This is a genomic window from Bacillota bacterium (assembly GCA_036504675.1).
Taxonomy (GTDB): domain Bacteria; phylum Bacillota; class Sulfobacillia; order JAJYWN01; family JAJZPE01; genus DASXUT01.
Genome location: DASXUT010000143.1, coordinates 24,788 through 35,190, shown reverse-complemented (window position 1 = coordinate 35,190; position 10,403 = coordinate 24,788). Strand labels below are relative to the sequence as shown.

General features: G+C 64.5%; 11 protein-coding genes. All 11 read right to left on the bottom strand.

What is annotated here, in order from left to right; genetic code table 11:
• A partial coding sequence (locus VGL40_09885; protein ID HEY3315566.1) for a CdaR family protein occupies window positions 1-645 on the bottom strand: 645 nt, incomplete at its 3' end.
• The gene (gene cdaA / locus VGL40_09880; protein HEY3315565.1) at window positions 638-1,459 is read right to left on the bottom strand and encodes a diadenylate cyclase CdaA; all 822 of its coding nucleotides are present in this window, start codon (window positions 1,457-1,459) and stop codon (window positions 638-640) included. The genes cdaA and VGL40_09885, both read right to left, overlap by 8 nt.
• A gap of 292 nt (window positions 1,460-1,751) precedes the next feature.
• Window positions 1,752-2,081: a hypothetical protein gene (locus tag VGL40_09875; protein HEY3315564.1), complete on the bottom strand. Its 330-nt coding sequence runs from the start codon at window positions 2,079-2,081 to the stop codon at window positions 1,752-1,754.
• Between the two features lie 118 nt (window positions 2,082-2,199).
• Complete coding sequence (locus tag VGL40_09870; protein HEY3315563.1) at window positions 2,200-2,751, bottom strand: GNAT family N-acetyltransferase; 552 nt, start codon at window positions 2,749-2,751, stop codon at window positions 2,200-2,202.
• 240 nt (window positions 2,752-2,991) lie between these two features.
• Window positions 2,992-3,984 (bottom strand): DUF362 domain-containing protein, encoded by a 993-nt coding sequence (locus tag VGL40_09865; GenBank protein HEY3315562.1) that lies wholly within the window; start codon window positions 3,982-3,984, stop codon window positions 2,992-2,994.
• A gap of 54 nt (window positions 3,985-4,038) precedes the next feature.
• Window positions 4,039-4,353 (bottom strand): TIGR04076 family protein, encoded by a 315-nt coding sequence (locus VGL40_09860; GenBank protein HEY3315561.1) that lies wholly within the window; start codon window positions 4,351-4,353, stop codon window positions 4,039-4,041.
• 58 nt (window positions 4,354-4,411) lie between these two features.
• Complete coding sequence (locus VGL40_09855) at window positions 4,412-5,347, bottom strand: ABC transporter permease (GenBank protein HEY3315560.1); 936 nt, start codon at window positions 5,345-5,347, stop codon at window positions 4,412-4,414.
• Window positions 5,340-6,491, bottom strand: a complete 1,152-nt coding sequence (locus tag VGL40_09850) for an ABC transporter permease (protein ID HEY3315559.1) — start codon at window positions 6,489-6,491, stop codon at window positions 5,340-5,342. Before VGL40_09850 ends, VGL40_09855 begins: the two co-directional genes overlap by 8 nt.
• Window positions 6,488-8,038 carry an ABC transporter ATP-binding protein gene (locus VGL40_09845; GenBank protein ID HEY3315558.1) on the bottom strand — a complete coding sequence of 517 codons (1,551 nt, stop codon included), beginning with the start codon at window positions 8,036-8,038 and terminating at the stop codon, window positions 6,488-6,490. The genes VGL40_09850 and VGL40_09845 overlap by 4 nt, the downstream gene beginning before the upstream one ends.
• A 38-nt stretch (window positions 8,039-8,076) precedes the next feature.
• Window positions 8,077-9,075 carry a BMP family protein gene (locus VGL40_09840; GenBank protein HEY3315557.1) on the bottom strand — a complete coding sequence of 333 codons (999 nt, stop codon included), beginning with the start codon at window positions 9,073-9,075 and terminating at the stop codon, window positions 8,077-8,079.
• A gap of 117 nt (window positions 9,076-9,192) precedes the next feature.
• Complete coding sequence (locus VGL40_09835) at window positions 9,193-10,128, bottom strand: MurR/RpiR family transcriptional regulator (protein ID HEY3315556.1); 936 nt, start codon at window positions 10,126-10,128, stop codon at window positions 9,193-9,195.
• Between the last annotated feature and the right edge of the window lie 275 nt (window positions 10,129-10,403).

Sequence of the window (10,403 nt, the reverse complement as noted above, 5' to 3'; positions counted from 1 at the left end):
CACGGAGACGGTGACGTCGACGACGTTCGGTTTGACCGTCACGCCGCCCACCTCGAGGCCCTGGGCGTCGACGGCCTTGATCGGGACCGAGCGCTTGATCTCACCGGTCGCGCCGGTCATGTCGAGGTCGCCGCTGACCTGGGCGACCAGGTCGAGGCGGCTCTTCGGCCCCTGGATGGCGACCTGGCTTGGCCGGACCACCGGCTGCTTGTTGGCGAAGTCGTCGCCGAGGACCCCGATCAAGTGGATCTGGACATCCATCTGCCGGTTGGTATTAGTGTCGAGGCGGACCGAGACTTCGGTGGGATATTCGATCAGCTGGACCCCGTCGTTCTTGGCCTTGACGATCAGGGGGAATTGCCCCCAGCCGACGGCCCCGCCCTTAAGGTCGGCGGTGGCGCTGAAATCATCCTTCGACAGCTTGCCGAGGTCGGCCCGGAGGCCCTGGACCTTGACGCTGACGGTCTCAGGTTTCTTCTCCATGATCATCAGGCCCTGCTCCGGATTAGTGTACACCACCGGGATGCCGGAAATGACCCGCTGGATCTCGGGGTTCAGCTCGCCGGTCACCTGGAACCATAGGATGACGGCCAAGAAGACCGCCAGGACCTTCAGGAAGACGTCTCGTTCGAGGAGCCTATCCACGGTCTTCGCCTCCGTTCGGCGAAGCGCCAATGGTCGAGCGCGGCACCAGGTTGCTTTGGAGCAGCTCGGCCAGGGTCTTCGGGTCGAGGTGGCGGATCAGCTTGCCGGCGTTGCCCAGGGAGATGCCTCCGGTCTGCTCCGACACGACCACCGCCAAGGCATCGGAATGCTCGGTGATTCCCATCGCCGACCGGTGTCTGGCCCCCAACTCCCGCTCGACTTCCTGGTTCTCGGTCATCGGCAGGAAGCAGCCGGCGGCGACGATCCGGTCACCGCGGATGATCACCGCCCCGTCATGCAGGGGGGTCTTGGGCACGAAGATGTTCACCAGGAACTCGGCCGAGACCACGCCGTCGATCTTGGTCCCGGTCTCGGCGACTTCCTTGAGACCGGTCTCGCGCTCGATGACGATGAGCGCCCCGGTCTTATTCTTGGCCATGAGCTCGACCGCCCGGGTAATCTCCTTGATGACCTTCTTGACCTCTTCCTCGCCCATGAACCGGAGGGATCGGGCGAAGAGGCGACCCCGGCCGAGGTGCTCGAGGGCCCGCCTGAGTTCAGGCTGAAAGACGATGGGCAGGGCGACGATCAGCATGACCTGCGCCTGGCGCATCAACCAGTTGATTGTATAGAGATGGAACCAACCGCTGACGGTGGTGGCGATCAGGAGGACGATGATTCCCTTGATCAGCTGTACGGCCCGGGTCCCGCGAATGAGGACGAAGAGCCGATAAAGCACGTAGGCGACGATGGCGATGTCGATGATCGAAGTCGCCAGGTCCAGAGGCGTGAGGTTCTTGAGTTGAGGAAACAGGCTCGTCACCCCGCTTCGGAAGGCCGCTTGAATTCAGACACCGCTGACATTCAATCATAGCACGGGGCGGTGCATTTTGGCGCTGGGTAATTCTACCCTTATGCCTTTCGACCTGCGCCGGCCTTTTCCCTTCTGTTACCAGCGGCCGACCGGGCCGGGAAAACGGCCCACGAAGAATGGCGGCGCGAGGTCTGCCCGTTGTGGGCAGACACAAGATAAGATGCCTTCCGTCGATTGTCGGAAGGCATCTGTCGTTGGTGCTCTCGATTGTGACCGTCGGCGGCCGGAAAGGTTACTGCCGGCCGCGCCGGTTGCCGGATTGGTCCGTCCCGCTCTCCCGCTGATAGATGTCGCATTCCCCGCCGTTGAAGTGCTCGCATGTGCCGCAGCTGCGCTCGAGGGCCTCCGTGGCCGACAGAGACACCGGCTGATCGTGGTAGATCGGCGTGTATTCGGCGCACTCGGCGGCGATGTTGCGCATTTCGACTTCTTCGTTGGACTCGTTCTTCTCGCGGCCGGTCTCGTCCTTGGTCTCCCTGGCGACGCGGCGCTCCTTGGCCTCGAAGGCCCTCTTCTCCTCGGGCTTCTCTTCGCGGCCTTTCTCTTGCCGGCCTCGGTCCATGAAGCTCCCCCCCCGCGGGCAGACTGCCCATTTCTTTCCGGGCTTGGTATGCCCGCGGTCGCGAGGGGTTATGCGGGCGAGGCCATCCAACGGCCCGTCTCGGCGCCCGGCGGAAGGCCTAGACGATCCTGCGCCGGTCCGATGGCGACGATCGCCTGACCTCCATGGTCACGATGCCTGGCCGATCGCCCTGGGCCGGGATTCTGGACGTCTCGCGAAAACCGACCTTGCGGTACATCCTGATGGCCCGCTCGTTGAAGTCGACGACTTCCAACCAGACCCGTCTGACCCTCAGGGTCTCGAACAAATAATCAAGGAGCAGACGGGTAGCCGCCGTTCCGTAGCCCTTTCCCCAATGCTCGAGACCAATCCGGATGGCCATCTCGGCGCTCTTGCCGACCCGGTCGTAGCCGCGATAGAGGGCGTATCCGACCGGACCGGCTCCCTCGGCTTCAACCATCCGCCATGTGGGGAGCCCGCCGCCAATGATCAGCCGGCCGATCTCATCCAGGAAGTGCCCGCCGGGGGCCTCCCGGGCGACTCCCGAGTCCAGCCGGTTGGCTTCCGGTTCGGCCCACCAAGTCTTGAAACAGTCCAGATCCGCCAGCGTGACTGGACGGAGAGTGATCCCGCTACCAACCGGGGTCTTATCCGCGCGCGATCGGCCCAACCATCGTCGACCTCCTCGTCAGACATCTCGGGAGCCGGCCAAGTGGTTCCCAGCGCCACCGGCTTCTCCTCGATCATCGTTCGGCTAATACTCTGCCTCGGCCCGTACCGCTCCCATACAGGGGCACCGGTCGATCCGGTGACCCCACTAACACTATTCTGGGGACAGGCAGGGTGCACCTTCAACAGGAACAGGCCCCGGCGGATTTGCCCGCCCGGGCCCGCCGGCCTGTCATTCAGTTCAGGCCGGCTCGCTGACGATCCGACCCTGGGCCTCGAGGGGGCCGATCCAGTCCTCATCTCTCACATCGACCAACAGGGGCGGCTCTCCGAGGGCCTCCGGATCCAGCTCCCCGAACTTCTCCTCGGCCAGCTTGATTGCCGTTCGCATGGTCAGGTTCTGGCCGAACATCATGCCGACCACGGTGTCGACGGCGGCCAGATCGCGTCCGGCGACCGCCATGCCGAGGTCCTTGACGACGTCGAAGCGGCTCCAGGGGGTGACGAACCGCCCCTTGTCCCAAAAGAAGACGGCCTGCCGGATCCCCTCGCCCACCCCGACCACGTCGAAGAGGGTCCGGTAGACCAGGTTGATGTCGATGATGCTTTCGGAGAGGCTGTCGTGATAGCTGTACCGGGAGACGTGGGGGATGAGGCCGAAGAGGTTCTTCATGGTCAGGCTGTAGTCGCGGGAGGTCGGCGAACTGATCTTCATCCGGGCCAGGTCGATGAGGGTCGCCCCGCGGAGGTCGAACAGCCGCTTGGGCACGTAGCCGTAGAACTCCTGGTGAGTCAGGGGCCCATACCTGCTTTCGACCAGGTCCCGGACGGTCGAGGCGGCGGCCACCCGGCCGGCCCAGTACTCCTCGGTGATGTTCAGATACTCGACGGCGTGGCGGCTCAGGACCTCGGCCAGGCCGGTGCGGTCGAGGTAGAGTTGCTCCTGCCGGCGGATCCACTCCCGCTGGTCGTCCATGTTCTCCGGGGTGATTCGCTGGGAGAGGTCGTTGCGGGAGTGGGAATGCCCTTCGATGACCAGCTTCTTGCCGGGAAGGGCAGTCAGCACAAGGTCCAGGACGTAGGGGTCGGTATAGCTGCCCGGGCGCGGGTCAAACCAGTTGGGTTTGACGATGAAGAAGTCACCCAACCCGCCAACCTCGACCAGGAGGGCGCGCAGGTCCTCGGGGCCTTCAATGGTCTTCCACCGCACCGGGTCTGAAAGTCGTCCTGTCATCGTCGGTACCTCCCCGCCCGATCAGCTCCCCGGCCGCGGCCCTGGCCGCCGGCGTCAGTTCCCCTTTGGCGCCTGTCTCCCGTCGTCGGCGATGATCTTGAAGACCGTCGTCTTGTTGGGGTCGGGGCAGGCCACGTAGGTCACTCCGGACTCCTTGTCCCAGGGGTGCCGGCCGCCCAGCTCCATGACTCGCAGGTGGGGCCAGAGGCTGTGGAAGGCGGCCGCGCAGAAGTCCTTGGGGCAGCGCTCGAAGTCGAACTCGAACTCCTGCCCCTCGGTGTGGATGTGGCACGCCCCGCCGTCGGGGGGGCTCGTCAGCTTGTGCACGACTATCTTTATCTTCTTCGGATGGTTGTATGATTGGCCCATCATCAGGCTCCTCTCGGCGATCTCAGTCGTCTGGCCTTGGCTCGGCTCCCCCGGACGCTCACTCCTCTTTGTAGGCCGTCCCCAGGTTGGCCGGCGAAGTCGTCCGCCCGGCCAGGACCATCGCCACCAGGGTCAGGACATAGGGCAACATCAGCAGGAACTCGTAGGGGATGGGTAGGCCGCCTACCTGCAGTTTCAGCTGGAGGGCGTCGGCCAACCCGAAGAGCAGGGCGGCGCCCAGGGCGCCGAACGGGTTGTACTTGCCGAAGATGATGATGGCGAAGGCCACGTAGCCGCGCTCGGCGGTCATCATCTCGATGAACGTGTTGGCGTGGGCCAGCGACAGGTAGGCTCCGCCCAGGCCGCCGAGGGCCCCGCTCAGCACCACACAACCGTAACGGATGAACTTGACGTTCAGGCCGACGGTGTCGGCGGCCTTGGCGTGCTCGCCGACGGAGCGGATGTCCAGGCCGAGGGCGGTCCGGTAGAGGATGAACCAGGTCACCGGGACCAACAACAAGGCCAGGTAAACCAGGATGTTCTGGTTGAACAGGATGGGACCGAGGACCGGGATATGGCTGAGCCCGGGAATGGCCACCGGCTGGAAGGGGGTGATCCGGACGAAGTCCCCGCTCGACCGGAAGAGCACGCGGTTCAGGAAGCCGGTGGCCCCGGCAGCCAGCATGACGATGCCGGTCCCGGTGACGGCCTGACTGGAGCCCACGGAAATAGAGAAGTAGGCGTACAGAAAGGCCAGCGCGGCTCCGGCGACGATGGCCGTGAGCAGGCCCACCCACAGGTTACCGCTGTAGAAGGCGCCGACGAAACCGGCGAAGGCCCCGGTGAGCATGAAGCCCTCCATACCGATGCTGAGGACCCCCGAGCGATCCGAGTAGAGGCCGCCGATGGCCGCCAGAAGGACCGGCGCGGTCGTCCGCATCGTCGAGGCCAAGAGAAGGACGATGGCGTTCAGGCTGAAGAGTGGTTCAGTCATCGGCGCCGGCCCCCTTCGACTCGCCCGACCCAGCCGCGGCGAGTGTCCCGGCCTTCGGCCCAGGCACGGGGCGTCCCCGCCCCTTCCGTGGCCACTGTTCATAGACGGCGTAACCGAGGACGAAGAAGATGACCAGGGCCTGCATGACCGAGGAGAGCATGGCCGGGACCTCGGCCGCCCGCTGTAGGTTGTTGGCCCCGGTGGCCAGGGCCCCGAAGAGCAGCGACGTCAGGATGACGGCCAGCGGGTTCCGCCTGGCCAGGAGGGCCACGGCGATGGCGCTGTAGCCATAGCCCGGTGAGAAATTGCTGTAGAGTTTCCAGGTCACCCCGGTCAGCTCGACCGCCCCGCCGAGGCCGGCCAGGCCGCCGCTGATGGCCATGGCCAGGATGATGTTGCGCTTGATATCGATGCCGGCGTATTCGGCCGCCAGCGGGCCCGAGCCGACCGCCCTGATCTGGTAGCCGAGGACGGTCTTGGTGATGAAGTAGTAGGCCAGCACCGCGATCGCCAGGCCGATGAAGAGGCCCAGGTGAAGCCTGGTCCCATGGATGAGGACCGGCAGCTTGGCCGAGGCGGCGATCTCGGCCGTCTCCGGGTAGAAGTGCCGCGGCTCCTGCAAGGGACCGCGGATGATCCAGTTGACGAACTGGACGGCGATGGAGTTCATCATCACCGTGGTGACGATTTCGGACGCGCCCACCCGGGCCTTGAGGTACCCGGGAATGGCCCCGTAGATGCCCCCCGACACGAAGGCCGCGACCATCAGGATCGGGATCAGGACCACCGCGGGCAGCCCGCCGAGGGCCACTCCCAGCCAGCTGACGGCCAAGGCCCCCATGTAGAACTGGCCTTCGGCCCCGATGTTAAACGACTTGCTGCGGAAGGCGATGGCCACGCCCAGCCCGGTGAACAGGAATGGCCCGCTCTTGACCAGGGTCTCGGTGAAGTTGATCCCGCTCCCGAAGGCCCCGTCGAGGAGGGCGATGAAGGACTTGATCGGATCGAATCCGGCCAGGGCGACCATGACCATGCCGACGATGAAGGCCGACAGGACGGCCAGGAGAGGGATGGCCAGCTGACGCGCCGCCCCGAGGACAATCTTGAGGCGCAAATTGGTGTTGATCGATTGCCGCCCGTTCATCGACTGCCGCCCCCTTTGGGCGCCAGGGCCGTGAAGATGGTCTTGGCTCCGGTCATCATCTGGCCGAGGTCCTCTTGGTTGACGTCGGGCCAGACCAGACCGGTGAGTTCCCCACGGTGCATGACGGCGATCCGGTCGCTGAGGTCCATGATCTCCTCGAGCTCCGTCGAGACCAAAAGGATGGCCTTTCCTTTGGCCCGCTCCTCGAGGAGGCGCTTGTGGACGTACTCGGTCGCTCCAACGTCGAGGCCCCGGGTCGGTTTCATGACCACAAGGGCTTTGGGATCGCGCGAGATTTCCCGGGCCAGAACGACCTTCTGCTGATTGCCGCCGGACAGCGAGGACACCGGGGCCGACGGCCCGCCGCCGGTCCGGATGTCGAAGTCCTTGACCAGTCCCTGGGCGTATCGGTTGACCCGCCCATCATCGATGAAGGCGCCGCGACGGAAGGGGGCCACCCGGTGCCCTTCGAGGATCAGGTTCTCGGCGATGGAGAAGTCCATCACCAGGCCACGGACCTGCCTGTCTTCGGGAACCAGGGCCAGCCCGGCGTCGATCACCCGGGCCGGGCTCTTGCCGGTGATGTCACGACCGTCGAGGGTGACCCGGCCGGCCGCCACCGGCGCCACGCCGAGGATGCCTTCGACCAGTTCCTTCTGGCCGTTGCCGTCGACGCCGGCGAGGCCGACGATCTCGCCGCCCCAGACGTCGAGCGAGAGATCGGCGCAGGCGGCCTTCTCGCCCCGCTTCACAGTCAGCCCCTTGATGGAGAGTACCGGCTGCTCACCGGTATGCCCTGGGGAGCGGGAAGGGGCCGCCAGATCCCGGCCGATCATCATCCTGGCCAGCTCGGCCGAGGATGTCTTGGCCGTCTCGACGCTCCCTTGCACCTTGCCCAGGCGGAGGACGGCGATCCGCTGGCTGATCTCCATCACCTCGTTAAGCTTGTGGCTGATGAAGATAACCGACTTGCCTTCGGACTGCAGATGCCGGACGACCTTGAACAGCTCGGCGATCTCCTGGGGGGTGAGGACCGCCGTCGGTTCGTCGAGGATCAGCACCTGGGCCCCACGATAGAGACTCTTCAAGATCTCCACCCGTTGCTGGAGACCGACTGGAAGGTCGCCGACCCGTCTTTCCGGGTCGAGGTCGAAATTGTAGCGATGGGCGAATTCGCGGACGGACGAATTCAGGCGGGCTTTGGAGATCACCGCGCCGGTCTTCTTGTGCATCCCGAGGACGACATTCTCGGCCACGGAAAAGGCCGGGACCAGCATGAAATGCTGGTGGACCATGCCGATCCCGAGGTCGATGGCCTGGCGGGGCGACCGGAGCTCGGCCGGTCGCCCGCCCACCAGGATCTCACCCTCGTCCGGTCGCAGGAGACCATAGAGGACGTTCATCAATGTGGTCTTGCCCGCGCCGTTCTCGCCGAGAAGGGCCAGGACCTCTCCGGGCCGGACCCCGATGTCGATGTGATCATTGGCCACCAGGGCACCGAATCGCTTTGTGACGCCCCTGGTCTCGAGAGCGTACAGGGGGCTCACCTCTCAGTCTTGAACGGCGCTAACCGGTGAGCCCTGGATCAATAGGCCCCGATGTTGATCTTGATCTTGCCGTCCTGGATGTCTTTCAGGGCCTTGTCGTAGGCGTCCTTGGCCGGCTGCGGGATGGTCATCTTGGCGTTCCAGAGGAACTGGACGACGTTGTCCTTGGTCCCGACCCGGATCGTGCCGGACTTCCAGGTGCCGTCCTTGACCTGCTTGACGATGACGCTGAAGGCGTTGGAGAAGTCGATGACGCCGTCGGCGATGACCACGTCAGGATCCTTGTCCGACCACCGGGAGTAGGAACCGAAGATCTTGACGCCCTTCTTGGCGTTCTCGCGGACGGCCTGGAGAGCGCCCTGGCCGGCGGCGTTGGCGCTGACCCAGAAGATGTCGGCGCCCGAGTTGATCATCGTGATCGTCGCTTCCTTGGCCTTGCCCACGTCGTCCTGGCTGCCGATGTAGGTCTTCAGGACCTTCACCTTGGAATCGGTGTCCTTGACGCCCTGCTCGAAGCTGATCAGGGTCTTGGAGATGGCCGGCATGTCCTGGCTGCCGATCATCCCGACGGTACCGGTCTTGGTCATCTTGGCCGCCACCACGCCCATGAGGTAGGTGGCCTGTTCAAACTCGGTATAGATCGGCGAGACATTGTCCATGACGGTCGTGCCGCCGCTGGTGATGAAGATGGTGTTCTTGAAGTCGGGACCGACCCGCTTGGCCGCGTCCTGATAGTCGTAGCTGTGGCCGAAGACGATCTTGTAGCCCTTCTGGGCGTAATCCCGGAAGCCCTCGACGACGTCGGAGGGTGACTTGATCTGCATGTAGCTGACTTCGGCACCGAAATCGGACTCGACCTTCTTGAGACCCTTGTAGGCCGACTCGCTCCAGCCGCCGTCGGTGATCGAGCCGGGGACGAGGAGGGCCACCTTGAGCTTCTCTGGTTCCTTGGTCTTGGCGCCGCTGCAGCCGGCGGAAATCCCGACGATCATGGCGAAGACGACGAGCCAAACCAGGAGCGACCATCTCTTCTTCATCTGCTCTGCCTCCTTGACTTGGGTCTTGCTGACTCAAACCTGGCACCATTGGACGACCTGGTTCCGAGCGCGGAGGTCGGAAGACGCCCTCCTATGGGCTCATTCAACTGGCCGGGATTATCTGTTCCGCTCCTCGTCGCGGCTTCCGAAGTAGGTCCGCACCAGGCCCTCGGTCTCGCTGGCCAGGGCCACGGACTTGTCTTTGACCCTCGCCGCCACCTGATAGAGCAGGGCGTCGATGAGGGCCATGGAAGCCGCGTAGGAGATGAACTCGCCGGACGTCCGGACGACGAAGATGAGGTCGGCGACCTCGGTGACGGGGGCCACGGCGCTGTCGGTGATGACGATCACCCGGCACTTCCGCTCCTTGGCGAAGCGCATGACGTCCAGGGTGAAGTTACGGCTCATCAGGAAGCTGGCGCCGATGACGACGTCCTTGGGTCCCCAGAAACGCAGGTAATCGAAGAAATCCCCGAGCCCCGGGATGATCAGGCGGGCGTTGCCCAGGACCTCGTTCAAGAAGGTGTGAAGGACGAGGCCGGGGGCGAGGGCGCTGCGCAGGCCGACGACCCCGACCTTGTCGGCCTTGACGATGAGGTCGGCGGCCTTCTCGAGGTCGGCTTCGGACACGCCGGCCATGGTCTCGCGGATGTTCTCCATGTCCCGTTCGAAGATCCGGACACTGTGGCTCATCGCCGAGTGCTCGTCGGCCAAGGCGCGCCGCAGCCGGTCGGTCACCTTCAGGCGGTCGCGGAGGATCAGCTGACTAGCCTCCTGGAGGCCGCGAAAGCCTGAGAAGCCAAGGTCGAGGGCGAAGCGGGTGACCACCGACTCACTGATGCCGACGGCCTTGGCGATCATCACCGCCGAAAAGAAGGCCGCCTCCTCGGTGTTCCTGAGGATCCACTGGGCGATCTTCTGCTTGGCCGGGCTGAGTCTTGGGTAGGCGGTGCGGATGCGGGCCTCGAGTTCGGAGCGCGCGGGCGAAGCCGCGGGCGAGGCCGCGGGCGGGACCGAACCTGGCTTGTGCGGCTTCTTCGACGGACGGCCCATGGAACAATCACCTCCTGAGCAGACCTGAACGAAACGAAATTCAACGTGGACGGTCTGGTTCCTGCCGCAAATCTTCTTGCGAAAGTGCGTGGAGCGCAAATATTTCTTGCCGCCCAGCTTGCTCCTGGAGACGCCTTGCGCGTCGTCCCCGGGACCTAGACCGGGTATACCGCAAGTCCATCGCGATGTAAACTGGAACTGAACTAAAGTCGGAATATGTCGATACATGTTGGTAGGAAGGCCGCCAACATGCCTTAGGCAGCTCCGCTCTATCG

Bases quoted from the DNA above. Each gene is read 5' to 3' on its own strand.
- VGL40_09865 (HEY3315562.1), bottom strand. From the start codon at position 3,984: ATGACAGGACGACTTTCAGACCCGGTGCGGTGGAAGACCATTGAAGGC.
- VGL40_09840 (HEY3315557.1), bottom strand. From the start codon at position 9,075: ATGAAGAAGAGATGGTCGCTCCTGGTTTGGCTCGTCGTCTTCGCCATG.
- VGL40_09855 (HEY3315560.1), bottom strand. From the start codon at position 5,347: ATGACTGAACCACTCTTCAGCCTGAACGCCATCGTCCTTCTCTTGGCC.
- VGL40_09835 (HEY3315556.1), bottom strand. From the start codon at position 10,128: ATGGGCCGTCCGTCGAAGAAGCCGCACAAGCCAGGTTCGGTCCCGCCC.
- VGL40_09860 (HEY3315561.1), bottom strand. From the start codon at position 4,353: ATGGGCCAATCATACAACCATCCGAAGAAGATAAAGATAGTCGTGCAC.
- VGL40_09875 (HEY3315564.1), bottom strand. From the start codon at position 2,081: ATGGACCGAGGCCGGCAAGAGAAAGGCCGCGAAGAGAAGCCCGAGGAG.
- VGL40_09850 (HEY3315559.1), bottom strand. From the start codon at position 6,491: ATGAACGGGCGGCAATCGATCAACACCAATTTGCGCCTCAAGATTGTC.